This window comes from Sporosarcina sp. NCCP-2222, from assembly GCF_023168145.1.
Lineage (GTDB): Bacteria > Bacillota > Bacilli > Bacillales_A > Planococcaceae > Sporosarcina.
This window is the reverse complement of record NZ_BQYK01000004.1, coordinates 119,357-145,532: the sequence shown is the minus strand read 5'-3', so window position 1 is coordinate 145,532 and position 26,176 is coordinate 119,357. Positions and strand designations below refer to the sequence as shown.

Sequence of the window (26,176 nt, the reverse complement as noted above, 5' to 3'; positions counted from 1 at the left end):
CTGCAATCTTAGATTACTAGGAAATGAAGAGGCGAGCAGTATATTCCCGATGAAAAGAGTAACCGAGCTGGTCAATGGAGCAATGGAACCGTGAATGGAGTCTCGAAAACTAAAAACTTATTCAGTAAACAGCGCCAATTTACTAGTTTAAATTGCTGCTAGAGACAGGACATGCCAGAAAACGATTGGACAAGCGAAAAAAGCCGAAATATTTCCGGGGAAATAATCGGTTTTTCCACATTATTTGAGTCCGAGCATCTCTTTGAGTTCGACCATTTTCGATTTGGAAAGTGGGATTGTCGATTTGGAGATATCCTCTAGGACAAGACTGTAACTATTTCTTGTCCATGTGACAACTTCCCGTACTTTTTGTAGATTGACGATATAGGAACGGTGACATCGAAAGAAGCCAAACGGCAATAAACGTTCTTCCAGCTCTGTCAGTGTAAAGACACAAGGGAAGGATTCTCCCTTAATATGTAAAAAAGTTTGTCCTTCATTACTTTCTATATAATCAATCTCCGGCGGGTTAAAAAGGACAATTTTTTCATTTACCTTAGTCGGTATTTTTTCAAATCGGACAGGTTGAGTGCTCGCAAGCGTACCCGTGGAATCAGCTGTCTCTTCGTCCTCATCCGCTTTCATTTGAATCGAACGCAATCCGTTATCATCTAATTGAAAGACGGTATCGGCCGACGTCACAGCACTTTCTAAATTTCCTGTTAGGATAAAGACGACTTTGCCAGCTTCCCGAAGGTGTTGGAGGATGGACAAGAAAATCCGTTTTGATTCCAAATCCATATTTTGATCGGGCTCTTCCAACACAAAGATGGCAGGATCTTGAATGAGCAAACAAGCGAGTTGCACACGTTTCTTCTCTGAAAAGGATAGCTGATTAATTTTGACTGAACGCTTCCCATCCAGCTGAACCAACCGCAAGATGTCATCGGCTGAGGTTTTAGAGCTATGAAGTCTTTTCGTGAACTGTAACATCTCTGCAATAGAAAGACGCTCATACAAGCCATGATGTAAAAAGAGAAAGCCAGCGCTGTTTGGCTGTTTTGGATTCTCGTCAAGACGAATTTCTCCGTGGGAAAGCAGTGTTTTTCCTAGCAACAGGTGAATCAGCTGTTCCCTGACATTTACGCTTGAATAGACAGCAACAACTTGCCCTTTGTTAACCGTTAAATTGAATGAAGGGAAAATCAAGGAATCATGAATGCGTTTTTCTGCATTTACAAACTCAAGTGTCATCAAGGTGCCTCATTTCGTTTCAATCTTATATAGAGAGTATAACAGCAATTCTGATAGACTCGAATAGGTAATCAGAAGATTTTGGTTAGGAAGGGCAAGAGTGGATGTTCATACATAACTTCTCTCGGGCGTCAGTTGCGAGAATAATGGAGTGGAACATTTCATAGGACCCAGGCGTTCCTAATGAAGGATCAAAAAATGCCAAATTAGCTTTTGTAGGGAGATTAGGACAACATGGACGAATTAACAAAACAATACATGGTCGGCTTGCGCAATGTGGCGAGCGATTTAAAACGCTTTTCCATGGTTTATAAATTTGCGCTGGATGAAATGAATACGAAAATTAATATATTGAAGGAAGAGTTTCTTCATATTCATGATTATAATCCCATCGAACACTGCAGTTCCCGCTTGAAATCACCGGAAAGCATTTTGAAAAAGGTCCACCGGAAAGGAATCGAGTTTTCGTTAGAGGCGATCAAAGACAATATTAAGGACATTGCCGGCATTCGAATCACCTGTCCTTTCGTATCGGATGTATTTAAAATCAGCGAAATGATTGGGAATCAGAAGGATGTAGAAATGGTTGAGGTAAAAGATTATATTACAAATCCTAAGTCGAACGGGTACCAAAGCCTACATCTTATCGTGAAAATCCCCGTATTCATGTCAGACCGGGTCGAAGACGTGTATGTGGAACTGCAAATCCGGACAATTGCCATGGACTTCTGGGCAAGTTTGGAACACCGGATATTCTATAAATACGATAAGGATATTCCTCAGCGAATCAAAAATGATTTGAAAGAAGCGGCACTGGCCGCCTCAGCATTAGACGCCAAGATGGAGAATATTAATAAAGAAGTCGTGATGATCAAAAAGAAGAACAATGAAGAGGCAATTTTTGAGGATACATTAAATGTGCCTCAGCCGATTATCGAATTGCTGTTCAAGGATGTTTTTGAATCTTCCCTCGGACTGCCGAATCAACTATCGGAACTGCCAGTATCGAGCAAATAAGAAAAGGGTGGAATCCAGTAGATTCCACCCTTTTTCTTAGATGTCTTACACGCCAAAAAGCGAGGATAACCGCCAAATTAACCTTCCTAGACGCCAAATACGAAGATCTTGCGCCATATAAACGGGTTATCCGCCAAAAACCAAAGATTTACGCCAAATTAGAGCACGGGCGCGCCAAATCCGCATGTTTCTGCGCCAAATGACTATCGCACGTTTCTGAATCAGAAGACCGAATAAGCGACCAGTCCCCCCGAAATTTCTCCTAAATTTCTTTCCTCTGAAAATAAAGCAATCCTGCCAAGAAAAATACGGCGAAGCTGCCAATAATAACAATAAATAACGTTTCTGCTGATGCATTCAAAGCACCGAAGCTTTCGCTCGAGTCGGGCATCATCAATAAGAAAGGCTGCGCCCACGGATAGTAAGGGCCGAACCGCTCCGAATTGACGATCAGCATGTTTGGAATCGTAAAGATGACATTAATGGCAAGCGGAGCTGCAAAACTGGACCACGCGACAGAAACAAAAAGTTGCAGCGCGAGCAATGGCATACAGGCCAGCCAGCCGCCGGCGATACTTGAACCGATTACATTCCATGGGATATCCGCTGGAAATCCTTTTATCCAACCAATGACGAGTAATGCCATGACGAACAGCAACTGGGTCAGGCCAATCAATAGGGCGACTAACAGCATTTTCACGACATAGACATTTCCCCGGTGAACAGGCAGGGTAAGGAGTTGCTTCCAGCCGCCGCCCGCATGTTCATACCGGCAGACGAAGCTGGCAAAAACACCAGTCAAAAGGGGAAGGAAAAGAATCGCATGGCCGATAGCCATCATGCCCATTGTCGTAACCCATTGCATTCCTTCAAATTGCGGCACTTCATTGAACTCCAATAGGCCGATGAAAAATGAAAGCAGCGGACTGACAAAAATTAATAGCCAGATCGATGACTTTCGAAGTTTATAAAACTCAGACTTAAATAAAGCTATCACTCATTTCACATCCCTTCGTGAAAAATCGATAAGACTGAGCAAATTAATGCCGAGTCCTGTGACAATTCCCAATAGGACGGAGTAAATCGGTTTCTCCCATTCATTAACGAGCCAAGGCCATTTCAAAGGCATCCAGTCCGGGAAACCTGTCGCATACATCGAGACGATTGTGCCTAAAATGCCTGTCGTTAAAGGAATGGCCTGGTTCTTCATGGAGATAGCGAGCCATGTTTGAAGCGCTAAAAAAGGCATGGCAGCGAGGAACGGAAAGAAGCACATTTTAAGTAAATACAGAATCGGAATATTTGCCCCGAACTTGAGAGAAATGCCTAATATGATGGTTCCGACGACCAGCAATAGACAGGCCATGAACAGAAGAACAAAGGACAGCAGCGCTTTACCGGCAAATACCTTCATTTTAGAAACCGGCAGGGATAGCAGCTGTTTCCATGCGTTTGTCTGGTGCTCTATATTGGCAATCATGGATGTGAGAATGGTTAGCCCAATCAATATGGTCGGTACGGAAAGCATCGTCACTTCTCCGATGAGCCCTCCCCATAAATCTTCTTTATACTGGCTGGTCAGCCAGTCATACCGGAGGCCAAAGTTGACGGCCTGGAGACCCACAACGCCCAGGGGTCCAAGCACCACGAGAAAGAGAATTAGCTTCCGTTTGATTTTAATAAATTCAGAGAGCATAATTCGTGTCATAGAAGCCCGCCCTCCTTGCCTGTCAGCTCAAGGAAGATTTCCTCCAATGATTTCTTCTGTTCTTCCACACGATAAATCGAGAAATCATGCTCTACAAGTGATTTCACAATAGCCGCCACCTGATCATCCGTTCCGCGATCAATATAAATATTGTTTTGAACTAAATCAGTCGTGTACCCGTTCGATAAGAGCGTTTTCCATGCAGCTTCCACGTCATTCACGGTCAATTTGATGCTGCTGGATGCCTGCTCACGCAGTTTTTGGATGGAGTCCTGAAAAATAATACGACCTTTCGTAATGATGCCGACTTGTGTCGCCATTTGATCAACTTCCGACAGCAAGTGACTGGACACAACAATCGTGATACCGTGTTCCTTTGGCATGCTTTTGATCAGCTCACGCATTTCCAAAATACCGGACGGGTCCAGGCCGTTCGTCGGTTCATCGAGAATGAGCAGTTCCGGATTGCCGAGCAGGGCAGTTGCGATGCCGAGGCGCTGCTTCATGCCTAAAGAAAACCCTTTAACCGGGCGCTTTGCATCTTTTGTCAGCCGAACGATCGAAAGGACTTCGTCAATCCGTGATTTCGGTACATCCAGCAACACGCGGACCGCTTCCAAATTTTCACGGGCAGTTAAATGTCCATAATAGGATGGGTACTCGACGAGAGAACCGACTTTCCGAAGAATGGCCAGTTTTTCCTTGCGAATATCTTTTCCGAACATGTGAATGGATCCCTTTGAAGGGCGGGCTAGTCCTAACAGCATGCGGATTGTTGTCGTTTTTCCTGCGCCGTTCGGTCCTAAAAACCCGTAAATTTCTCCTTTTTTCACCTTCAGGTCAACATGATTCACAACGCGCGTTGCCCCAAACTTCTTCGTTAAATTTTTCGTTTCAATAATGAATTCACTCATGTGTATCACCTCACTATCCAGCTTACCGAGGGTAGGTTAAATCGAAGAGGTGAGGAAGTTTAAATTTCGTTTAAAAAATAAAATCGGCTACACTTGTGTAAAGTGTAGCCGGTGTAAGGATTTTTTTAGTCTTCCATGTGACTTCTGATTTTCTTTGGTATCATAACCACTTCGGTAGTTAAATCTTTTGATCCAAAGGAGGCATCAATACATTCATCCCAATAGGCGAGGTGCTGCTTATCAATCCAATGCTCTGATTCTTCCACGTCTTGGCCGCCCTCACCACGTACGGAATACCAATATAAGTATTCTTCTCCGTTCAACGTCTCGCGAAAGATCGTTTCCACGTACATCTTTTCACCTTCCAACGTAACAAGTACCTCATCCATATTGTCATTTAGAAACGCCAGCCATTCATCCACACGATCTGATTTTCCTTCTATTACGCGGTATCTAGTAAGTTCAATGTTCATTAGTATAACTCCTTTGTCTCTGACGGATTGTCATTGTCGTTCCTTGCGTAGTTGTTTGGATGTCCCACGCCAAGTTCATCTCCTTTATCATCAAGGAAACGATGGAAAGCCCGATGCCGACTCCTTGAAAGGACGACTTGGATTTCATCCCGGGACCATGATCTTCAATAACAAGTGTTTCTTCTTGAATCCGTATGGCAATGAAGCGGCCATCTGCTGCATGCCTATGAATATTTTGCAGCAAGTTATCGAGAATTCGGCCGAGCCATTGAGGATCTGCCTGCCAGAAAATTTGCCGGTCGGGTATATCCAATTCCATCGTAAACTGCAAATTCTCAAAAACCGGGTACCATGCGGCGAATGAAGTACGGACGAGCCGAACGATATCAATTTGTTCAGGATGGAACGGGTACTTGCCTGTCGTCAATAGTGTATAGGAAACAAGATTGTCGATGAGTCCGTCCATATACTTGATTTTTTCATCAAGTAATTTAACCGATTCCATTCCTTTTTCGCTCAATTGCTCTTGTTGCAGCCGGTAGGCGTGACCGCGGATGGTTGTCAGCGGTGTCCGCAGGTCGTGCGATAAGTTGGCAATCAATTCTTTGCGCAATTCCTCTTCCTCGATTTGACGAAGCCGGCCTTCCTCTACTTCCTGAACCATCCGGTTGAAGGACAATTCTAGACGACCAATTTCATCCTCGCGTGAGACGGCTACCGGGGAAGGAATACCGCTTTGATCCGATATGGACATCGCTTCTTGCAAATGAAGAAGCCGTTTGCGGATACGGTAGAAGAACAAAGTGGAAATAAGAATGAAGACACCAAAAACAGTTAACAACGCAATCGGAAAGAGAAAATTGTATTGTGCTCTTAATTTATCACTTGGACTTTCCATATCAGAACGGGGCAATTGGAAGACGATAAAACCGTTTATCCCTTGATCTCCAAGGAAAGCGACCGTGGTGAACGGGTCTGTTGTCAGTCCTCTATGATCTTTCATGAACTGAATGGCGTCCGTTGCACTCCATTGTTCTCGTACCGAAAGATTCGCAGGGAACATCACGCGTGTCATCCCTTGTGCATCGACCCAATATAGATTCGCATCTGTATAGACTTCGTTCAATTGGCCGAATTTGTCCCGGATCTCTTTTTCAGTTGCCTGTTCAAGGCCTTTCGCCGTGCGATGCCACATTTCCTCAAGATCTGTTCCGTTATATAAACGATCGACTGACTCTTCCTTGTACAGCGTATTGTAAAAAACAATGGATAATCCGACCATGGAAACAGGTAAAATCATCGTGGCGAATAAAATGATTAAGACATACTGGACCAATAATGATCGTTTCAGCCGTTTCATTGCTTCACCCGATACCCGATGCCCCGAATTGTTTCAATGATTGTGGGCTGGCTCGGGTCTTTTTCAATTTTCTCCCGTAAATAACGGATATGGACCTGGAGTGTTTTATCTCCCTCCTGATAGGACTCCTGCCAAATGCCTTCGTACAATTGCTCTTTCGTCAGTATCTGATTCGGGTGTCGCAGGAGATATGTGAAAATCTGATGCTGCTTGGCAGTCAATAATATTTCTTCACCTGCTATCGTTTCAATCCGGTTTTCTTTCAAATTAATTCGCAAATGACCTAACTCTATTTCTTCAACAGAATCCTTTCCGCTCCTCCGCAACAACACATCAATCCGCGCCGCCAGCTCATCGGGATGAAAAGGCTTCGTCAAATAATCATCTGCAAATTGAAGACCGGCCAATTTATCGTCAACGGCAGTACGCGCAGACAGCATCAAAATCGGTATATCCCCTTGTTTCCGTTTTAATCGCTGGCCAATGGTGAAGCCGTCCAGACCCGGAAGCATTACATCTAAAATGACTAGATCTGCTTTTGCCAGAGATTTATCCGCACCTTCGCCTGACAGTAGCCAATGCACCGAAAACCCACGTGACTCCAAATCATCCTTTACGAATCTTCCAATCTCCCGATCATCTTCGATATATAAAATCGTTCGCATAGCCTTCCCTCGCAATCTGATATAGCTCTATCCTAGCTGATAGATTGGCGAAATGTAAATCATGGAAAAAAGGAGTTGAGCAGTTTAAGACGAAAAGAACGGCAAGGGGTTGATGGAGTTGAAGAAAAATAAGTCGGAGGAAAAAGAGACTCTCGTTCACAAGGAGAGGGCAAGGAATCCTGTCGGAAATGCAAAAGACAGTCTGGATCAAGGTAGCCGGGGGCTTCGGGAAATGAGTTGGAAAGCGACCGGCGTTTTAATTATTGGAGTGATTCTTGTTTACTTAGTAATTATGCTGTTGCGGTGAAGGATGGCGTGGCGCAGCTGTCGTCTAAACGCTTTTGGCAAAAATAGAAAATCGGTTGTACAACAAACATACGAGCGGTTCGGCACAATAATCGAGCGGTCGCCGGAATATACGAGCACTCGCCGATGTGATACGAGCGGTTGCTAAATTATACGAGCAGTTTCTGGAATATACGAGTGGTTCGAACAAGATATGAGAGGTTAGAGCAAGTTTACGCGCGGTTGCGAAATGCAACAGTCGCCGTCAGGCAGCGGTTCGCAGCAATCACAAAGCAATAAACATATTTAACCGTTTCCAACAAGACTAACGCCACAGTCCAACATTTAATGAAAACATATCATCCTGTCATGACGAAAGTACCTTCTGAAATAGGGTGTTCCCTAATAGGTTCAAAGGAATTTCTGCCGTATGATGGGAATAGTAGAAGAATTGTCTTTGTCATTAAGAAGAGAGTATTCCCTTGACTTGCGTTTTGCAGCTCTGTCGTATGATTAATTAAGAATTATGTGATATTTTAGTAAAGAACAGTGCGCGTTACAGGAAATGAGCAAGTTGGTGGAGTGTCTCATTGAATTATGCAGAACGGGATTATATTCTTGAAAGAAAGCATATCTAATTATATGGAAAAGAGGCGGCTTCGCTCATTTTCCGTCAGGAGTCGTAGCCATGAAAGAGGAACTATTTAATGTCCAGCGTGAAATCGAAAAGATTCAGAACGAATTTGATTTCGATTATGTGGGTGTAGCGTTCGTTCAATCGGCGGATCGGCGGTTTGAATTGCGTTGGAAATATGTGACGGGGAATCAAAGTGACCGGCATCAGCGGCTCGCTTTGCAGTCCGGAAAAGGAATTGCCGGGCTCGTTTTTAAAACAGGGAAGCCGATGTTCATTTCGAATGCGGATGAGGAACTTGGCGGGGAAGACCTCTATAATTATCCAATTGTTGTGGCGGAAGGACTCAAAAGTTTTGGTGCCATCCCGCTTTATAAGTATAACCGGGTGAGGGGTGTGCTGTTAGCGGGTTACCGGACAGACGGGAGACTGAAGGCCGAGGTTTTTCGGGAATTCCAGGAATGGATGGGTCCGCAATTTGGTCCTTTTTACAGCAAGGAGATGGTATGTGAATGAATGGGATTAGTGGAATGCAGTTGTCGGAGCTGTTGATGAAGCTGTATGGAAACTCAGCCGAGGCGATCTTTTTTTTCGATCGAGACGGCAATGTGCTGGGGATGAATGATGCAGCAGCAGATATTTTAGAGGAAGATGTTTATCGGCAATTGATGGCTGGCCAGTCGGGGGCAATTTGCCAAACGTGCAAAGGTTATATGAGTGCCGATGAATTGCAGACGTGTGCCTCTTGCTATATGTCAAAGCCGGATGAGGATATCAGCTCGTTCCAAGTGTATTTTGATACGAAAGGGAAGGGGATTATCCCGTATTCGGCGAGCATTCAAACTATAGATCAGGAGAATGGCATCCGGGCCTTTCTGCTTCGGGATATGACGCACCAGTTTCAAACGCAGGAGGAACTGAATCAGAAGCGGATGATGAAACGTGTCATTAAAGCGCAGGAGAATGAACGAAAGCGGCTTTCCCGTGAACTGCACGATAGTGTGGCACAGGAAATGCTCAGTTCACTAGTCGATTTACGTGTTTTGAAATATATGAACATCAGTGAAGAAGCGTTGAAGAAATTGCAACAGACGGAAGGCTCGCTTATGAGGCTGTTGGATGATATCCGGCATTTGTCCGTTGAGCTCCGTCCTGCGACGCTCGATGATCTTGGCTTGAAGGCAGCGTTCCGGACGCATTTCAAATGGATTGAGAAGAATTATGGTTTGGCGATCCACTTCGATACCGACCTGGAATCGGAACGCTACGGTGGAGAAGTGGAAACCGTTTTCTATCGGGTCTGTCAGGAAGCAGTATTCAACGCGCTGAAGTATGCGGATGTGGAGGAAATCACCGTCGAGCTTCACGAACAGGATGACACACTCCAATTGTTTGTGAAGGACGAGGGCAAAGGGTTTGATTTATATGAAATTGAACCGAAAGGAACAGGTCTTGGCCTGTTTGGAATGAAGGAACGCGCGGAACTGGTGGATGGCGATTTTACGGTAGAATCGGTAGTCGGAAAAGGGACGTCAATTCGCTTACGGGTGCCGGTAAAGAGGAGGGATGACGCTTGAAAATTGTCATAGCCGACGATCACGCGGTCGTGCGCAGCGGTTTCATGTATATCTTGAATTTCCAGAAGGATATGGAAGTTGTGGCTACGGCGGCAGATGGTCTGGAAGCGTATGAAATGGTGGCCAAGCATCACCCGGACATCCTGTTGATGGATTTAAGCATGCCGCCTGGAGAAAGCGGGTTGATTGCCACTGGGAAAATCAAAGAAGATTTCCCTGAAACAAAAATTATCATTCTGACAATGTATGATGATGAAGAGTATTTATTTCATGTCTTAAAGAATGGGGCGTCCGGTTATGTATTGAAAAATTCGCCCGATGAAGAGCTGCTCAAGGCGATCCGGACTGTGCATGACGGCGGTACATATATCCATCCATCCATGGCGACTTCGCTCGTGCGGCAGTTTGTTCAAAAGGATTCCCAAGAGGAAGAAACTGATCCTTATAAAATCCTTTCAAGACGGGAAATCGAAATACTGCCTCTCGTCGCCAAAGGATATGGGAATAAAGAAATTGCGGAAAAGCTGTTTATCTCGGTGAAAACAGTAGAAGCGCACAAGTCCAAGATGATGGAAAAGCTGAATTTGAAAAGCCGTCCGGAGCTTGTCGAATATGCGCTGAAAAAGAAATTTCTGAACTTCTGAAAAGGAGGTCCGCACACGTTATGAAATCGACCTATGATGAATTGCCGGCAATCGACGTGCTCAAAAATGAACATAATTTTTTGTCGAAATTAATGGGAAGTTGGCATACCGCTGTTTTGGGCTTCCGGGGGGATAGATATACGCCTGCAGAGGGCAGGGAAGTATTTCAGTCATTGCGCAGACAGTTCATGGAGTTTGTCGGCCCCTTTCGAAACCATACAGAGAAAGAGGAGGAGTTTCTTTACCCATTGCTAGTAAAAAACGCAAAAACCGAGCGGGATTTATTCTCCATCAAGAAGTTGAAGGAAGAGCATACAATGATCTTTACGGCTTTCGAATATTTACTTCGGTATTCCGATGAAGACATTAATAATATGTCTTTGATGGAATTAAAGGCAATTGCCAAGGATGCAGGTGAACTGTTTAATATGATGGCTGCCCATTTTAACAAGGAGGAAACGCTCCTGTTTCCAAAGGTTCTCACTAGCCTGCGTTCTCCCGAACAGCAACAGCTGTTTAATGATGTATATACATCTATTATTTAATATCAATTGGCCTTAATTTGTTAGCTGTTTTCCTTTTGACTTATAATATCCTGTATTTGTAAAAATATATCTGCATGTAACCGAATTTATTGTAGTATAAACTTGTTAATCAAGAAGAACGTGTCGGCTGGCTATATGATATTACTCTTGCTGATGGAGAAAAAGTATTTAAGTTCACTCTAAATCACATTGACAATACCTATTACGATTCAAATCCAGATATTCATCCAATTGTAGATAACTATTATAAACAATTAGATATTGAAGAAGAATAAAGGCGTTAACACTACTTAGACCTCTTCATATTGAGGTCTTTTGTTTTGCCTTTCTTACTATCTCAACTCGCTTATCAAATCCTGAATCCTTACCTACTACAAGCCAATGGAATGAATAGAGGCAATTATCCAGATGAAAAGTACCTACTCCTTGGAACCGTTTCATCCTCTTGTTTCCACCTTTTCACATACTCAAACGCCTCCTTAACCCCAAATGCATCAACTCTTTATCAATGTGGTCAAAAAAGAACCCCTGCATTTCTGCTGCCGGCACGCTATACTGAAAGAGATAGAATCATCAGTTAGTGTATTGATCAATAGATAGAATAAAAGCGGAACGGGGAAGGCAATTTAAGAATGCTGGCAATTCATGCGGTAGAGGGTGTCTAATCCTCGTCCCCATATCCTATTGTCAATATGACTTCCTTCCGTTCCGAGGGCATCCGATCATACGATTGGAAGTTCTCGGTTTATTTGTTGGAAGGGGTGTGTGGTCATGGACAGCAGGTATTCAAGACAGATGCTTTTTAAGCCGATCGGGGAAACGGGGCAAGAACGGATTGGCACAGCACATGTCGTCATCATCGGCTGCGGGGCGCTCGGTTCTCCGATTGCGGAAATGCTAATCCGAGCCGGTATAGGGAAATTGACGATTGCGGATCGTGATTATGTGGAACGATCGAATTTGCAGCGCCAGCAATTGTTCACCGAACAGGATGCGGATGAAGGAATGCCCAAAGTCGTTGCTGCAGAACGCCGACTGAAAGACATACGGCGGGACAGCGATATCCGGGTTGTGCTGGACCATGTGGACGGTCCATTGTTGGAGGAATTGGTTGCTGACGCTGATTTGATCATGGATGCAACGGACAATTTTGAAACTCGCCTGCTAATCAATGACGCGGCTTGGAAGAAAGGCATCCCATGGATTCACGGTGCCTGCGTCGGAAGTTCAGGGACGGTATTTCCGTTCATCCCAGGTAAAACCGCCTGTTTCAGATGCCTGCTACCTGTCCTCCCATCCGTCAATGAAACATGCGATACAGCGGGGATTATCGCACCCGCCGTTCAACTGGTGGCGGCACGGCAGACAGCGGAGGCATTGAAGTGGCTGACGGGAAATGAAGAAGTCATGATGACGAAGCTGCTACACTTTGATACATGGAATAATACGCAGGTAGAAGCAGGTATTTCACGTCTCCGCCGTCCAACTTGTGAAACATGCGGCGAAATGCCGACATACCCATCTTTACATAAGCCAGAAGGGACGAATTATGCCGTTCTTTGCGGCCGTGAAACGGTGCAAATCATCCCGGACACCAGCCGGGCGCTGACAATGGACGATGGAGAAGTCGTCGCGAAGCGAATTGGGAGCGACTATAAGCGGACACCCTTTTTCACTGAATTTCATGTGGAAGGCTATCGCTGCGTCCTCTTTCAAAACGGCCGCCTGCTGATTCATGGGCTGCGGAATTTGAATAAAGGCCGTCAAATCTACCATCAATTGTTTGGATAGGGGGAAGGAAGTTGTCGGAAGTGCTGCCAACAGATAAACGAAAGCCGATAGGCATAGCTATCTTAACTGTCAGTGATACGCGTACCGCAGCAAATGATAAAAGCGGTGATGTAATTGAAGAGTTAGCGAGAGCAGCGGGCCATCTCATTCAGGTGCGCCAAATCTGTTCGGATGAACGGGATTCGATTGAATCGGTCATGGATCGATGGCTTCAGGATGGGAGCATCGAGGCGATAGTGATCACCGGCGGAACGGGGATCGGTTTGCGGGATGTGACAATTGAAACGGTGACACCCTATTTCACGAAGCCGATCGATGGGTTTGGAGAGCTGTTCCGCTTTTTGAGCTATACAGAGGATGTCGGTTCGAAAGCAATGTTAAGCCGCGCCACAGCTGGCGGGATTGGAGAAAAGGCGCTTTTCGCGTTGCCGGGCTCGTCCAAGGCTGTGAAACTTGCGATGGAAAAATTGATTGTGCCGGAGCTTCATCACATCGTTTATGAGTTGACGAAGCACCGGCTTTAATCAGGGGCTCATTTCAATCGGGTTGCCGTGCGTAATCGCCGTTTTTGCCGCCTGTTTTGGATAGCAGCATCGTTGGACCGATAATCATGTCCTTGCCGGCTGCTTTGCACATATCGTAAATGGTGAGTGCAGCAGCCGATGCGGCAGTGAGAGCTTCCATTTCGACGCCAGTCACGCCTTTTGTTTTGACTTCCGCTTCAATACGAACTTCGTAGTGATGGGATGTCTCGTCAATATTCCAGCTAAAACGGACATCCACGCCAGTCAAAGCGATTGGATGGCACATTGGAATGATGGAGGATGTGTTTTTGGCGGCCATGATGGCAGCAACTTGCGCAACGGCGAAGACATCGCCCTTTTTATTCGTTCCCTCGGTAATTTGAGAGTGGATTGTTTCGTTGACGACAATGGACGAAGTTGCAACGGCAATTCGGGTCGTAATGGATTTGTCGGAGACGTCGACCATCTTGGCGCGGCCTTGCTCATTAAAATGCGTCAGTTCTGACAATGGATTCATTCCTTCCGTCATAGTACTGTTAGTATAAGAGAGTTCGAATTTTACGAACTCAAGGATAACTAGTTTATTGTATAAGTATAACAGAAGAGGGGAGCGGGTTTGCATGGTGGAAATGAGAAAGCCGATTCCAGTTTCGGAAGCAGTCCGTCTAGTCATGAAACATGTTGTCTCGCTTGGGACGGAGAAGGTAGTGCTTGATCACGCGTATGGCAGAATACTGGCCGAGCCGATTGTGGCGAAGCACGATGTACCGCCTTTTGACCGATCGCCTTATGACGGTTTTGCCATCCGGTCGATCGATTCTGAAGGAGCATCCGGCGATAACCGGAAATCTTTCCGGGTGATTGGCGAAATTGGCGCGGGTTATGTAGGCGACAAGCCGATTGGTGAAAAGGAAGCATATCGGATCATGACGGGAGCCCAGCTGCCGGAAGGGGCGGACGCGGTCGTCATGCTGGAGCAAACAGTGGAAGGGGAAGCCGGTTTTACGCTGCGCAAACCATTTGAACCCGGCGAGAATATTTCATTTAGAGGGGAAGACGTCAAAGCGGGGGAACGGCTGGTGGAGGCAGGTTCCCTCATTCATCCGGGGACGATTGCTCTGCTCGCGACATTCGGATATGCCCAAGTGGAAGTGGCGAGAAAGCCGGTAGCGGGGGTGCTGTCAACTGGAACGGAGCTGCTCGATGTGGCGGATGAACTCGTGCCCGGGAAAATCCGCAACTCGAACGGACCGATGATTCGCGCCCAGCTGGAGCGGATGGGGATCGCATATCGCTCTTACGGCATGATGGAGGACGATCTTGACGCCTGCACAGAACTTGTCGTAAAGGCGATTGAGGAGACGGATCTTCTATTGACGACAGGCGGCGTGTCGGTAGGCGATTATGATTATTTACCGGCTATTTATGAGCGGCTCGGCGCAAAAGTGTTGTTCAATAAAGTAGCGATGCGACCAGGCAGCGTTACGACGGTAGCCGTTTTAGGAAAGAAGCTGCTGTTTGGGCTGTCTGGCAATCCATCTGCTTGCTTTACGGGATTTGAACTGTTCGCCCGCCCGGCCATTCTCGGCATGATGGGTGGAAACTCACCCTATATGCCAAGGACGCGAGCGCGGCTAGGAGAGGATTTCACGAAGCCAAACCCGTTCACACGATTCATCCGGGCAACTTGGGAATTCACATCTGGTGGAATCGTCGCTTCACCGGCAGGTTTCAATAAATCCAATGCGGTCTCTTCGATCGCCAGAGGGAATTGCCTAATTGTGTTGCCAAATGGGTCACGTGGTTATGAGGCAGGAGACGAAGTCGATATCCTCCTCCTTGGAAGTGAACAAGGCATCAGCGAGTGGACATTATGAAAACATTGCATGTCGTCGGGTATAAAAATAGCGGGAAGACGACACTCCTTTCAAGATGGGTGCGCTTGCTAAAGGAACGGGGGTTCACGGTCGCCGTGCTGAAACATCATGGCCATGGCGGCAAGCCTGTGATGTCTGAAGAAGGAACGGATACCGGTACATTTTTGGCTAACGGCGCAGATGCGACCCTCGTTGCGGGAGGAGGTTCGGTTCAATTCATTTGGAATGAAGAACCTGACTTTAGGCAGCTGAAGACATTCGTTTCCCTAGGACAGCCAGATGTTTTATTAATAGAAGGGTATAAGGGGGAACAAGGAGAAAAAGTGCTTCTCCTCCGAAACGAGGAAGATTGGGATTCCCTGCGAGATATAGAAGGGAAGCAGCTAGTGATTGGCTGTTCTGAAATTGAACCGGAATGCCTCCATATTAATTCACGGGAGAATGAACGGGAAATTGATGAATGGTTTGCCAAATGGATAGCAGGGGGGCGTGCAGATGAAACCGTTTGAAATTGTTGAGGAACCGATTGATGTGAAAAAATATATGGACTACGTCCTGCATCCGTCTGCTGGGGCAGTGACCGTCTTCACAGGCAATGTGCGGGAATGGACATATGGCGTACGGACGCTGTATTTATCGTACGAGGCTTATGTTCCGATGGCCGAGAAGAAGATGGCAGAAATCGGGGCGGAGATGGAGGAAAGATGGCCGGGGGTTCGAGTTGCGATAGCCCACCGAATCGGGGAGCTTCAAATTTCCGATATTGCTGTCGTCATCGCTGTTTCGTCCCCGCATCGGAAAGCTGCGTATGAGGCAAATGAGTACGCCATTGACCGCATTAAGGAAGTGGTTCCGATTTGGAAAAAAGAAATCTGGGAAGATGGCGAAGAGTGGATCGGTGCTCAGAAAAAATATCCGGCGAAAGGGGTGGAGTGAGTTGATTACACTTAAATACTTTGCAAGGCTGCGAGATGTGGCGGGAAAAGGCGAGGAGTTACTCGATCGGGACGAGCTGACCGTTGCGGAGCTGCTCGACTGGGCAGAATCGACATACCCGGGTTTTGGTGCAGACAATGTTCAAGTCGCTGTGAATGAAGAATATGCATTAAAGGAAGATACGATCCGATCCGGAGACGTTTGCGCATTCATCCCTCCTGTGAGCGGAGGCTGATGCAGACGGCAGGAATTGTTTTGGCAGGCGGCTTATCCAGCCGGTTCGGCTCACCTAAAGCATTTGCGGAGTGGGACGGTGTGCCTTATTATAGATTCTCACTTCAGGCAATGGCCCCTTTTTGTGAAGAGTGCCTAATTGTTACGAGACCGGAGTTGGTGCCGCAATTTCCAATAGGAATCAAGACGGTGACGGATCTGGCCAAGATTGCAGGACAAGGTCCGGTTGCCGGGATTCTAACAGGGATGGAGTCAATAAAAGCCGATCGTTATGTCGTACTGCCGTGTGATATGCCCTTCATGGAGCCGGGCGTTATCGGTGAACTGCTAAAGAGGCATCAATCGGGAGTGACGGCAGTTGTTTTAGACGGCAAGAAACATCCGCTCGTTTCGGTGTGGGATGTCTCGGCACAAGCTGAGTTGAGGAAAGCACTGGAGAGCAGGCTGAGACGCGTGATGGAAGTGCAGGAGAAGATTGGCGTCCAGTGGGTGGATGGCTGTTCATTGACATGCAACCCAGGGAAGGTTTTCGAGAATGTGAATACACCCGGCGTGTTGGAAAGGAGAGGATCAGATGGAGGCGATCGTCGATAAGCTTGGACGTCCGATCCGTGATTTGCGGATTTCGGTTACAGACCGATGCAATTTCAGATGTACGTACTGCATGCCAAAAGAGATATTCGGCGATGATTATGCGTTTTTGCCGAAAAGCGAACTGCTGTCATTTGAAGAGATTGAGCGATTATCAAGCATTTTTGCCTCTCTAGGCGTTAAGAAGCTCAGGTTGACGGGCGGCGAGCCATTGATGCGGCGGGATCTTCCCAAATTGATTGCCAGGCTGACAGAAATCGAGGGAATTGAGGATATCGGACTGACGACAAACGGCGTACTGCTCGGCCAGTATGCCAAGCCACTCTATGAAGCGGGTCTCCGCCGATTGAATATGAGCCTGGATGCGCTCGATCCGGAATTGTTCGGAACAATGAACGGCCGGGGCATCAAGCCGGATCTCATTCTTTCCAATATTGATCGGGCAAAGGAAGTCGGCTTTGACATCAAAATGAACATGGTCGTGCAAAAAGGGGTCAACGAAAAGGAAATCCTGCCGATGGCTTCCTATTTCAAAGAACGGGGCATGACGCTTCGGTTCATTGAATTCATGGACGTCGGCAACGACAACGGCTGGAGCTTTGAGAAGGTCGTTACGAAGAAGGAAATCTATGACATGCTGAAAGCGGAGTACGAGATGGAGCCTGCTGAGGAAGCCTATTTTGGAGAAGTCGCGAAACGCTACCGCTACCTGGATAACGGCGCGGAAGTCGGCTTCATCACGTCTGTATCAGAATCATTCTGTTCCTCTTGTACGCGGGCAAGGCTTTCTTCGGAAGGTAAGCTGTACACCTGCCTGTTTGCATCCAGCGGTTTTGATTTGCGCGAACTGATCCGCAGTGGAATGCAGGATGATGAGATTCGTGACAGGATCATTTCCGTATGGGAGCAGCGTGGCGACCGGTATTCCGATGAGCGGACGGAACAGACGGCGAAAAACAGGAAAAAGATTGATATGAGTTATATTGGCGGGTGAGGTAAACGTTCTGCGGCTGGGGGAAACGGCTGTGGAGCGTTTTTTGATTTTGCCTATCTAGCATTAGGTAAAGCATGTGCAGGTTTTATTCGTTAGTTAATCAATGACTGAATTATGCTACGATAGATGAAACGAAACCGGGAGGTAAGGGGAATGAGACCGAGTGTGTTCATAACAAGAAAGTTGCCGGAGGAGATGGTAGCTCCGCTTCGGGAGAAGTTTGAAGTCAGAATGTGGGACTCTGATATATCGGCCGTGCGCCGTTCCGTATTAATGGACGAAATTGCACAAGTCGATGCGCTGTGGACAGTCGTTTCAGATCGTATTGACCGCGAGCTGCTGGAAACGGCGGGACCATTGAAAGTCATCACCAATATGGGGGTAGGATTTAATAATATTGATATAAATGCTGCGAAGGACAAGGGGATTATCGTCACGAATACACCGGATGTGCTCACCGAGACGACGGCTGATTTGGCGTTTGCCTTGCTGCTCGCAACGGCACGCAGGCTGAATCGGGCGGAACGGGAACTGCGGCATGGCGGGTGGATGTCATGGACACCGATGGGCTTCACGGGAATGGATGTCGGTGGGAAGACGCTTGGCATTATCGGAATGGGACGGATCGGGGAAGCGGTTATGCGGCGTGCCAGCGGCTTCAACATGCGTGTTCTATACCATAACCGGAGCCGGAAAGACCAGGTTGAACAAAAATACGGATGTGAGTACGTGGAGCTGGAACAATTATTGGAGAGGGCAGATCATGTCGTTGTTTTAGCGCCTTTGACAGAACAGACAGCCGGAATGATCGGGCAGCGGGAACTGGGTCTTATGAAAAAGACGGCGACCTTGATTAGCATGTCACGTGGTGGAATTATCGATGAAGACGCGTTGTATGAAGCATTGATAAATGAAACAATTTGGGGCGCCGGTCTGGATGTCTGGGAAAAAGAACCGGTTTCCAAGCATCACCCATTGCTAACGCTGCCGAGTGTGACGGCTTTGCCGCATATCGGCAGTGCAACGATCGAGACCAGAAAAGCGATGATGCGAATGAATGCCGATGCAATCCTGGATGTGTTGGAAGGCCGTGAGCCGGATAATCGGGTTGTGTAGGGAGAGAAATGGGAGATCCGTTTCTCCCTTCTTTTTTAGGCATCACTCATATGAAAGAACCGGGAGCACTTTCGAGTTTTTGATTTCTCGTATAGGAAAAATCTAGAAATAACGAGCGAGATCTTTTTGATAAGCTGATTCTCAAAAGGAGAATCTCAAGTGGAATGAGGGTGGAATTATGCATGTTTATATGCTTCTTCATGACCAATTGGAAGCGCAAGGGTTGAAATGGCTGCTCACATCGAGATGGAATGATATGAAAGTGACGATAGCTGAACAGCCAGAAGATACGGGATGGATGCATGAGGCCGATTTCTATATTATTGACATGAAATTCATTACAGAGGGGAAAATGACAATACCTTCTCATATGGAGTGGCTTGGTCTTTCATCGGAACGCACTTTCCAGACAGTGTACGAAGCACTGTCCATGAAGGCGGAGGATATTCTATTCAGGCCATTGCAACCAGAGCGGCTCATATCACATGTACAGCAGCTTCGGTTTCGGCGGCGGAACGAGAAAGCACATTTGAAACGGCAGGAAAGCCCGGAACTTCCCCTAACTTACGAAGACTTCTTATTAGGCAATACATATCCTGACCGCCCGTTGCTCCTCGGTTTAATCGCCCCATCGCATACAGATACATTACATCATCTCGTAAGAGAGTTGGAGAGGTACGATTTTCCAACACGATATGACGTCTTTCCATTTTCAGATTTTGTACTTGTTGTCCATGAAATAAAAGAATCTGCTGTCCTTCAAGAGGCATACCGGACCTTTTTCTCTGAATGGAAATACCAATCGGATACACTATTGACCATCTATTTGTATGAGGGGACACAACGTATCAGCTATCGGGAGCTCTACAAGAAGATGCGACGCTTTCATGAACGAATTTTTTATGATGGCTATGATATTCTCACCTGGGAGAAGGAAGACGTCCATTGGCGGGAGGTGGATCCGTTTTTAACGCCTCTTGAACAGAGAACTTGGATTGAAATGTTGGAAAAACAACAATCTGATGAAATCCGCAAATGGATGGAGCAGGACTTCTTGACGGTGGTTGCGCCGTACCCCGACCCGGAAATGGTGAGGATCAGATTGACGAGCATTCTTGCGCAAGTGCGTCGCTATATGTCTGCGAATGCGCTAGCATCTGAATCCACGGAGGCATCCTATCATTCCCTTTTTGAAACCATCATCCGTGAACCGGTCGTCTATCGGATTATCGAATCATTCCTTGCGTTTGTCGTGGAGCTATTTGGAACCGTCCGTTTTGCATATCAGCATGCTGGCCGTTTCGATGAGAAGGTGAAGGAACGAATTGCATCAAATTACTGGGATGCATCCTTTGGCCTTGCCGCCTGTGCGGAGGACATGAACATCCACAAAAGCACTCTGAGTCGAAAATATTCGAAGGAAGCAGGGGAATCCTTTTCAGATACCTTGCTGAAAAAGAGAATTGAAGAGGCTTCTCGTTTGTTGAAAGAGACCGATCTCTCCATGGCGGACGTCGCACGATCGGCGGGTTTCACTCATGCGACGTATTTTAGCAGGAAGTTCAAAGAAATGACTGGTATGACCCCATATCGATATCGGCAGCTGTGAAAATGTGAAGAGAGTTGATCGGCAATAGAAAGTTTCGGGCAGGTAGGGCAAGGTGTCAATCGCGACCTTGCCCCAGCCTTTCCCTTCATTCTTCTATCTGAATTTCCACCTTTGTCCCTCGTCCAGCTTCGCTTGATAATTTAATCTTTCCCCCGTGCGCTTCGACGATATCTCGAGAAATGGCCAATCCTAGGCCGGTACCGTAGATGTTTTCCGTATTTGCCCCCCTGTAATAGCGGTCGAAAATTTGGTCCATGTCCTGCGGGGCAATGCCTTTCCCATTGTCTTCAATAATGATGTTAGTGTCCGCGACGCTGACGGAAACTTCTATATCGCTGTTGTTATGAATGATGGAGTTGTTAATGAAGTTCATGATTGCCCGCTTCATTAAATGCCGGTCGATATACCAAATTGCTTCAGGAGCACTGCCCTCAAAAGAAATGGAATGATCACTATACTTGGGATCATTCAATACGTCTATGACAATCTCACGGACGAAATTTTCAATGCGGGTCTCTTCACGATGAAGAGGCATTTCCTGATTGCGCAAGCGCATCGTTAAATTGAAATCATCCAATAGTTCTTTCATGTAAACAGACTTGCGCTCAATTATCTCCGCGTAATCGAGCCGTTCCGCTTCCGTTGTGCTGTGCTCACGCAATAACTCGGCGTAGCCTTGAATTGAGGCAAGAGGGGTCTTCAAATCATGCGAAACGTTGCTGATCCATTCTTCTCGCATTTTTTCCAACTTGGTACGTTCTTCTTCATGGGCCAATAATGTCCCGGAAACGTCATTCAAATTAGAGAAAACTGGCTTGAAAATACCTTGGCGCTTCATTTTTTGGACGGAAAAATTACGTTCTTTCAGCTGTGATATCCGATCAATCATATAGGAGACCGGTCTCGTTATGATAATGCTAAATAAGAGGCCGACCAATGCGGCGATGATCAAATCGGCAATCGTCATGGCAAAGAATGCTTTTGACGCATACGACAAGAATGAGGATGCGTTGAACATGAAGACGATCCGTTGTTCTGCAGAGTCCTTGACGCCTAGTAGATAGCTGTAATCTTTAAATTGTCCGATGTAATATGTTGTAAGCTGATCGTCCATGTATTTGTAGATATGTACAAGCTCAATTGGACTATAGTGCGTAGGTGCATCATTCGGTGCAAGGGCATTTGCCACAACATCCCCATTTTGATCCAGCACTTGCAGCCAGCCGCCGAATGCCTCCAAGGATTTTATTCCTTCCTCCGAAACGACGGGTTGTCCATTCTCAGTTATTAGATAACGGGAAAATTCTCGGGCATAAGATTCACCCGATTTGGCGGAGAAGTTTTCATTTCCGTTCATCTGCTGATAATAAAGGACGCCGATTAACACAAACAGATTGACGAATATAACGATAAATACAATACTTAGCACGGAAAATAAATATCTGCCGGTTAACTTCCATTTCATCGGATCACCTATTTCAAGATAAATTTATAGCCTAAGCCTTTCACGGTTGTCAGAAAAGCTGGTTTTGAGGGTTGATCTTCAATTTTTTCCCGGAGGCGTCGGATATGAACCATCAACGTATTATCAGCACCAAAAAAATCCTCTCCCCAAACCCGTTCGAAAAGTGTCTCTTTACTTAAGATTTGGTTTGGATGGTGCATGAAACAAGCCATCAAGCCGATTTCTTTGGCAGTCAACTCTAAAGGCACTCCGAGTTTTGTTACCTCTGTTTCCGCTTCGTCCATGGAAAAAGGCCCGACAGTAATCCTTTTGGATTGTGAGGCCATTTCTGATTGATAATAGCCGGCCCTCCTCAATTGAGCTTTCACCCGAAAGGCGACTTCCTTCGGGCTGAATGGTTTTGTAATATAATCATCTCCCCCTATGGCAAGCCCTAAAATCTTGTCTGTTTCATCAGATTTTGCAGAGAGGAATAAAATCGGGATTCGAGAGACCTCTCGGATTTTTCTGCACAACTCATACCCATCACCATCAGGAAGCATGATATCCAATATTGCAATATTTGGTGAGAAAGTATTGAACTGTTCCCATCCCTCTTGAACGGAATTCGCCGTTTTAATCTCTGAAAATCCTTCCTTCATAAGTGCTGTTTTCATCAAATGCCGCAAATCGCCCTCATCGTCTACAACTAGAATCCTTGGTTTTTCCACATTGTCACTTCCTTTCATGCGGTCCCATAATTGCTGTTTCATTAGCTCATAGTATAGAGCATTTCTCCGGTATACGCCTTGATTTAAGGATTTTGTAAGGTCCAAGTTAATTTGATGTAAGGTTATCCCGGTATAGTGAAAACATACGAAAGAGGTGCGAATATGGAACCATTATTAGTTGTAAAAAATGTTGAAAAAACATACGGAAAAGGCGCAAATATATTCAATGCGCTTCAACATATATCATTTGAAATCGATCACGGGGAGTTTGTTGGTGTCATGGGTCCTTCGGGAGCGGGGAAATCGACGCTGCTCAATGTCCTTGCAACAATTGATTCACCTACAAGCGGGGACATATTCATTGGAACGGATAATATCGCGAAGATGGATGAGGAAAAACTAGCGGACTTCCGGCGGGATCATCTTGGATTCATCTTTCAAGACTATAACTTATTGGATTCACTGACTGTCCGAGAAAATATCTTATTGCCACTGGCAATTGCGAAAAAGAAACCGGCAGAAATTAAAAAAAGGGTGGAAGCAATGGCAGCGGCATTCGGCATATCAAATTTGCTTGAAAAGTATCCGTACCAAATTTCTGGCGGACAGAAGCAGCGTACTGCCGCAAGTCGTGCGTTAATTTCCAATCCGAAAATCATTTTTGCGGATGAACCGACCGGCGCGTTGGATTCAAAGTCAGCAACAGATTTGCTGGAAAGCATGAGTTCATTGAATGAAAAGCATGAAGCGACCATCCTGATGGTGACACATGATGCATATGCTGCAAGCTTTTGTCGACGGATTTTATTTATAAAAGATGGTCGGTTGTCAAAAGAAATTTTTCGCGGCACGAAGACGCGCCAAGAGTTTTTTCAAGTGATTTTGGACGAGCTTTCACAAATAGGCGGTGAAACGAATGACGCTATTTGATTTGGCGCTGAAGAATATCCGCCGCAATATGAAAAGTTACTCGCTTTACATTGGATCAACTGTATTTTCTATTTTAATTTACTTTACATTTGCCACTTTGAAATATAGTGAAAATATTAGCGGGATGGCTGAAACATCGAAGCAGATCCAGGGGGTCATGGGTGCCTCTGCATTTGTTCTCGTAATTTTTGTAGCAATTTTTATCCTGTATTCAAATTCTTTTTTTATGAAGAGAAGAAAGAAGGAAGTTGCGCTCTATTCCTTGTTAGGGGTGCGTAAAAAATCAATCGGCTTCCTTTTGTTTTTTGAAAACATGGTAATCGGCCTGTTTTCTCTAATCGTTGGTGTTTTGTTGGGATTTTTACTGTCCCGAATGTTGCTCACGATCCTGTTAAAGCTGATGGATCTCAACATCGTAGCCGGTTTTGCTTTCTCGCTTGATGCGCTTTTGAATACTTGTATCGTGTTCTTTATCATTTTTTTGTTCACATCATTGATGGGATATCGAATCATATACCGCTTTAAGTTGATTGATCTGTTTCATGCAGAGAAAAAGGGCGAGGATGTGCCGAAAGTTAGAGTGATCACAGCAATTATAGGTGTAGCGGCGTTGGCAGCTGCATATTATCTGGCTTTGCAGGATTTATTCGAATCGGAGGCATGGCGCTTGTTAGGTCTGGCCTTGCCGATTGTAATTATTGCATTGACAGTCATCGGTTCTTATTTGCTGTTCCATAGCGTGCTGATCTATGTGTTGTCTGTGTTGAAAGGGAATCCTAACTGGGCTTGGAAAGGCCTTCATATGATGACGGCCTCACAGTTGCTTTATCGGATTAGAGGAAACGCGAAAACACTGACCGTTATCACGGTATTGAGCGCAACAACGATCACTTCAGGCGGTGCGGTATTCGGGGTTTATTACAACTCGGATAAAAATGTGCAGACCTATACCCCTTACTCCTTTATGTGGGAAGGGAAGAAGCAGGTGATTGACCCTGCCATCGTGGAATCGGAAGTGTCATTCCATAGCAAGACGCTGCGGGTAACTCAAGATATGAATGAAATGGAATATGTCGTCATCAATGAGACGGCTTTCAAATCATTGGCGAAGAACTTAAATTGGTCAGAAATTCAAAAGCTTGAGGAGGATGAAGTCTTCGCAATAGATGCTTATTACGACGAACGCTGGTCCGATAAGTTGGAATCGGTCACAATCAATGATTCCAATTACACCGTTGCGGCATTTTACGAGAAGGCGGTGTTTAATACCGGGACATTAGGTGGGAACGCTCTCGTCGTGCCAGACTCGTTGTATGACAAAATTCAGTCCGATGAAAAACTGATACAAGCTGTCCAAGTGCGTGATTATAAAAATCAGATGGCAACATCAGACAGATTGGCAGCATATACCGAGAACTTTTCAAGCGCGACGGCGGACTATAAAAGTGCTATCGGATCATTAGGCGCACTGCTTTTCGTCGGAAGCTTTTTAGGGCTTGTTTTTCTTGTTGCAACAGGTAGTATCATCTTCTTTAAAATGATGACGGAAGCTGAGGAGGACAAGGCAAAATACGCCATCCTCCATAAGATCGGTGTTTCGAAGAAGGATATGAAACAAACAATTCGGGGACAGATCGGCATCATTTTCGCTGTTCCGCTCCTGCTGGGCATCATTCATGGGAGCGTGGCACTCGCAGCGGTTTCCAACCTGTTAATGATGGATTTCGTTGTACCCGTTATGATATGGATGATCGCTTATACGGCAATTTATGCAGTTTACTATGTTGCGACTGTCCGCAGCTTTACCAAAATCATCAAAAAAGGATATTTGGAGTGATATAGATGAAAAAAGGAATGATCATTACAGTCATTAGTGTAGTTCTGCTAATCGGAATTGGTTTTGTCTTCGCAAGAATAGATTTCAATCGAATGGGAAAAGACAATGCATACTATCAAGTCCCGGCACCGGAGTCAGTGGAAGAAACAAAATTGGATTCGGGAGAAATTATGAAAACGTACTGGTATACTGGTGCTGCCTATAAGGAAAATGGCGAGGAGATCAATGTAGAATTTTTTGCATCAAAAGAGTTGAGACAAGGTGCGTACTTAAAGTTATATCTGAAAAAAGGGGCAGTCGTCACATCGTATGATGAAGTGAAACCGTCCGAAATTCCAGATAAAGTAAAATTTTAAACATGAACAGTCCGTCTGTATGAATGCAGACGGACTGTTTTATAATTTATCGGTTTAAATAGATAAAGAAGTAAATAATTCATAAAAATATATCCTTCAATGAGCAATAAATTATAAGAATGTAATTAAA

General features: G+C 45.7%; 29 protein-coding genes. 19 read left to right on the top strand and 10 right to left on the bottom strand.

The features are described 5' to 3' along the window. Nucleotides 1–240: 240 nt before the first annotated feature. Entirely contained in the window at nt 241–1,254 is a 1,014-nt protein-coding gene (locus tag NCCP2222_RS10390; RefSeq protein WP_248512118.1) for a LytTR family transcriptional regulator DNA-binding domain-containing protein, read from the bottom strand. 234 nt (nt 1,255–1,488) lie between these two features. On the opposite strand from NCCP2222_RS10390, the gene NCCP2222_RS10385 reads away from it, so the two are divergent. Continuing rightward, the gene (locus NCCP2222_RS10385) at nt 1,489–2,271 is read left to right on the top strand and encodes a GTP pyrophosphokinase (RefSeq protein ID WP_248512117.1); all 783 of its coding nucleotides are present in this window, start codon (nt 1,489–1,491) and stop codon (nt 2,269–2,271) included. A 262-nt stretch (nt 2,272–2,533) separates the two neighbouring features. Here the strand turns inward: NCCP2222_RS10385 and NCCP2222_RS10380 are convergent, their stop codons facing one another. The 6 genes from NCCP2222_RS10380 to NCCP2222_RS10355 all read right to left on the bottom strand — a co-directional run bounded on the left by NCCP2222_RS10380 (nt 2,534) and on the right by NCCP2222_RS10355 (nt 7,391). Next, nucleotides 2,534–3,268: an ABC transporter permease gene (locus NCCP2222_RS10380; protein ID WP_248512116.1), complete on the bottom strand. Its 735-nt coding sequence runs from the start codon at nt 3,266–3,268 to the stop codon at nt 2,534–2,536. Continuing rightward, a complete protein-coding gene (locus NCCP2222_RS10375; protein ID WP_248512115.1) occupies nt 3,269–3,979 on the bottom strand; it encodes an ABC transporter permease in 711 nt (236 codons plus the stop codon). Then, complete coding sequence (locus NCCP2222_RS10370) at nt 3,976–4,893, bottom strand: ABC transporter ATP-binding protein (protein ID WP_248512114.1); 918 nt, start codon at nt 4,891–4,893, stop codon at nt 3,976–3,978. The genes NCCP2222_RS10375 and NCCP2222_RS10370 overlap by 4 nt, the downstream gene beginning before the upstream one ends. Before the next feature lie 125 nt (nt 4,894–5,018). Then, nucleotides 5,019–5,366 (bottom strand): DUF6176 family protein, encoded by a 348-nt coding sequence (locus NCCP2222_RS10365; RefSeq protein ID WP_248512113.1) that lies wholly within the window; start codon nt 5,364–5,366, stop codon nt 5,019–5,021. Then, nucleotides 5,356–6,726 (bottom strand): sensor histidine kinase, encoded by a 1,371-nt coding sequence (locus NCCP2222_RS10360; protein ID WP_248512112.1) that lies wholly within the window; start codon nt 6,724–6,726, stop codon nt 5,356–5,358. Before NCCP2222_RS10360 ends, NCCP2222_RS10365 begins: the two co-directional genes overlap by 11 nt. Then, nucleotides 6,723–7,391: a response regulator transcription factor gene (locus NCCP2222_RS10355; protein WP_248512111.1), complete on the bottom strand. Its 669-nt coding sequence runs from the start codon at nt 7,389–7,391 to the stop codon at nt 6,723–6,725. Before NCCP2222_RS10355 ends, NCCP2222_RS10360 begins: the two co-directional genes overlap by 4 nt. A gap of 118 nt (nt 7,392–7,509) precedes the next feature. Between NCCP2222_RS10355 and NCCP2222_RS10350 the strand changes: the two genes are divergently transcribed. The 7 genes from NCCP2222_RS10350 (at nt 7,510) to NCCP2222_RS10315 (ending at nt 13,391) form a co-directional block, all read left to right on the top strand. Then, the gene (locus NCCP2222_RS10350; protein WP_248512110.1) at nt 7,510–7,698 is read left to right on the top strand and encodes a DUF6366 family protein; all 189 of its coding nucleotides are present in this window, start codon (nt 7,510–7,512) and stop codon (nt 7,696–7,698) included. 666 nt (nt 7,699–8,364) lie between these two features. Next, nucleotides 8,365–8,826: a GAF domain-containing protein gene (locus NCCP2222_RS10345; RefSeq protein ID WP_248512109.1), complete on the top strand. Its 462-nt coding sequence runs from the start codon at nt 8,365–8,367 to the stop codon at nt 8,824–8,826. Beyond that, nucleotides 8,823–9,887: a PAS domain-containing sensor histidine kinase gene (locus NCCP2222_RS10340; protein WP_248512108.1), complete on the top strand. Its 1,065-nt coding sequence runs from the start codon at nt 8,823–8,825 to the stop codon at nt 9,885–9,887. The genes NCCP2222_RS10345 and NCCP2222_RS10340 overlap by 4 nt, the downstream gene beginning before the upstream one ends. Then, nucleotides 9,884–10,531, top strand: coding sequence for a response regulator (locus tag NCCP2222_RS10335; RefSeq protein WP_248512105.1), 648 nt, complete (start codon nt 9,884–9,886; stop codon nt 10,529–10,531). Before NCCP2222_RS10340 ends, NCCP2222_RS10335 begins: the two co-directional genes overlap by 4 nt. A 20-nt stretch (nt 10,532–10,551) precedes the next feature. Further along, nucleotides 10,552–11,076: a hemerythrin domain-containing protein gene (locus NCCP2222_RS10330; protein ID WP_248512100.1), complete on the top strand. Its 525-nt coding sequence runs from the start codon at nt 10,552–10,554 to the stop codon at nt 11,074–11,076. Nucleotides 11,077–11,847: 771 nt separating this feature from the next. Beyond that, complete coding sequence (locus NCCP2222_RS10320; protein ID WP_248512097.1) at nt 11,848–12,867, top strand: ThiF family adenylyltransferase; 1,020 nt, start codon at nt 11,848–11,850, stop codon at nt 12,865–12,867. A gap of 11 nt (nt 12,868–12,878) precedes the next feature. After that, complete coding sequence (locus NCCP2222_RS10315) at nt 12,879–13,391, top strand: MogA/MoaB family molybdenum cofactor biosynthesis protein (protein WP_248512095.1); 513 nt, start codon at nt 12,879–12,881, stop codon at nt 13,389–13,391. 13 nt (nt 13,392–13,404) lie between these two features. Here the strand turns inward: NCCP2222_RS10315 and moaC are convergent, their stop codons facing one another. Further along, entirely contained in the window at nt 13,405–13,899 is a 495-nt protein-coding gene (moaC, locus tag NCCP2222_RS10310) for a cyclic pyranopterin monophosphate synthase MoaC (RefSeq protein ID WP_248512093.1), read from the bottom strand. Nucleotides 13,900–14,011: 112 nt separating this feature from the next. On the opposite strand from moaC, the gene NCCP2222_RS10305 reads away from it, so the two are divergent. The 8 genes from NCCP2222_RS10305 to NCCP2222_RS10270 all read left to right on the top strand — a co-directional run bounded on the left by NCCP2222_RS10305 (nt 14,012) and on the right by NCCP2222_RS10270 (nt 20,748). Further along, nucleotides 14,012–15,268: a molybdopterin molybdotransferase MoeA gene (locus NCCP2222_RS10305; protein ID WP_248512091.1), complete on the top strand. Its 1,257-nt coding sequence runs from the start codon at nt 14,012–14,014 to the stop codon at nt 15,266–15,268. After that, complete coding sequence (mobB, locus tag NCCP2222_RS10300) at nt 15,265–15,777, top strand: molybdopterin-guanine dinucleotide biosynthesis protein B (protein ID WP_248512088.1); 513 nt, start codon at nt 15,265–15,267, stop codon at nt 15,775–15,777. The genes NCCP2222_RS10305 and mobB overlap by 4 nt, the downstream gene beginning before the upstream one ends. Next, on the top strand, nt 15,764–16,204 hold the full coding sequence (locus NCCP2222_RS10295; protein WP_248512087.1) for a molybdenum cofactor biosynthesis protein MoaE: 441 nt from the start codon (nt 15,764–15,766) through the stop codon (nt 16,202–16,204). The genes mobB and NCCP2222_RS10295 overlap by 14 nt, the downstream gene beginning before the upstream one ends. Before the next feature lies 1 nt (nt 16,205). Beyond that, entirely contained in the window at nt 16,206–16,439 is a 234-nt protein-coding gene (locus tag NCCP2222_RS10290) for a MoaD/ThiS family protein (RefSeq protein ID WP_248512085.1), read from the top strand. Continuing rightward, the gene (gene mobA / locus NCCP2222_RS10285; RefSeq protein ID WP_248512083.1) at nt 16,439–17,032 is read left to right on the top strand and encodes a molybdenum cofactor guanylyltransferase; all 594 of its coding nucleotides are present in this window, start codon (nt 16,439–16,441) and stop codon (nt 17,030–17,032) included. The genes NCCP2222_RS10290 and mobA overlap by 1 nt, the downstream gene beginning before the upstream one ends. Next, a complete protein-coding gene (moaA, locus tag NCCP2222_RS10280; RefSeq protein ID WP_248512081.1) occupies nt 17,013–18,023 on the top strand; it encodes a GTP 3',8-cyclase MoaA in 1,011 nt (336 codons plus the stop codon). The genes mobA and moaA overlap by 20 nt, the downstream gene beginning before the upstream one ends. Nucleotides 18,024–18,176: 153 nt before the next feature. Beyond that, on the top strand, nt 18,177–19,139 hold the full coding sequence (locus NCCP2222_RS10275) for a 2-hydroxyacid dehydrogenase (RefSeq protein ID WP_248512078.1): 963 nt from the start codon (nt 18,177–18,179) through the stop codon (nt 19,137–19,139). Nucleotides 19,140–19,317: 178 nt separating this feature from the next. After that, a complete protein-coding gene (locus NCCP2222_RS10270) occupies nt 19,318–20,748 on the top strand; it encodes a helix-turn-helix transcriptional regulator (RefSeq protein WP_248512074.1) in 1,431 nt (476 codons plus the stop codon). A gap of 85 nt (nt 20,749–20,833) precedes the next feature. Here NCCP2222_RS10270 and NCCP2222_RS10265 read toward each other — a convergent pair whose 3' ends face one another. Next, nucleotides 20,834–22,213: a sensor histidine kinase gene (locus tag NCCP2222_RS10265; protein WP_248512072.1), complete on the bottom strand. Its 1,380-nt coding sequence runs from the start codon at nt 22,211–22,213 to the stop codon at nt 20,834–20,836. An 8-nt stretch (nt 22,214–22,221) separates the two neighbouring features. Further along, the gene (locus tag NCCP2222_RS10260; protein ID WP_248512069.1) at nt 22,222–22,923 is read right to left on the bottom strand and encodes a response regulator transcription factor; all 702 of its coding nucleotides are present in this window, start codon (nt 22,921–22,923) and stop codon (nt 22,222–22,224) included. Between the two features lie 162 nt (nt 22,924–23,085). On the opposite strand from NCCP2222_RS10260, the gene NCCP2222_RS10255 reads away from it, so the two are divergent. From NCCP2222_RS10255 to NCCP2222_RS10245, 3 genes are read left to right on the top strand one after another with little or no spacing between them, the layout of a single operon-like run. Further along, nucleotides 23,086–23,853 (top strand): ABC transporter ATP-binding protein, encoded by a 768-nt coding sequence (locus NCCP2222_RS10255; RefSeq protein ID WP_248512067.1) that lies wholly within the window; start codon nt 23,086–23,088, stop codon nt 23,851–23,853. Beyond that, nucleotides 23,840–25,690, top strand: a complete 1,851-nt coding sequence (locus NCCP2222_RS10250; RefSeq protein ID WP_248512065.1) for an ABC transporter permease — start codon at nt 23,840–23,842, stop codon at nt 25,688–25,690. The genes NCCP2222_RS10255 and NCCP2222_RS10250 overlap by 14 nt, the downstream gene beginning before the upstream one ends. A 5-nt stretch (nt 25,691–25,695) precedes the next feature. Further along, on the top strand, nt 25,696–26,046 hold the full coding sequence (locus tag NCCP2222_RS10245; RefSeq protein WP_248512062.1) for a YxeA family protein: 351 nt from the start codon (nt 25,696–25,698) through the stop codon (nt 26,044–26,046). Nucleotides 26,047–26,176 lie beyond the last annotated feature (130 nt).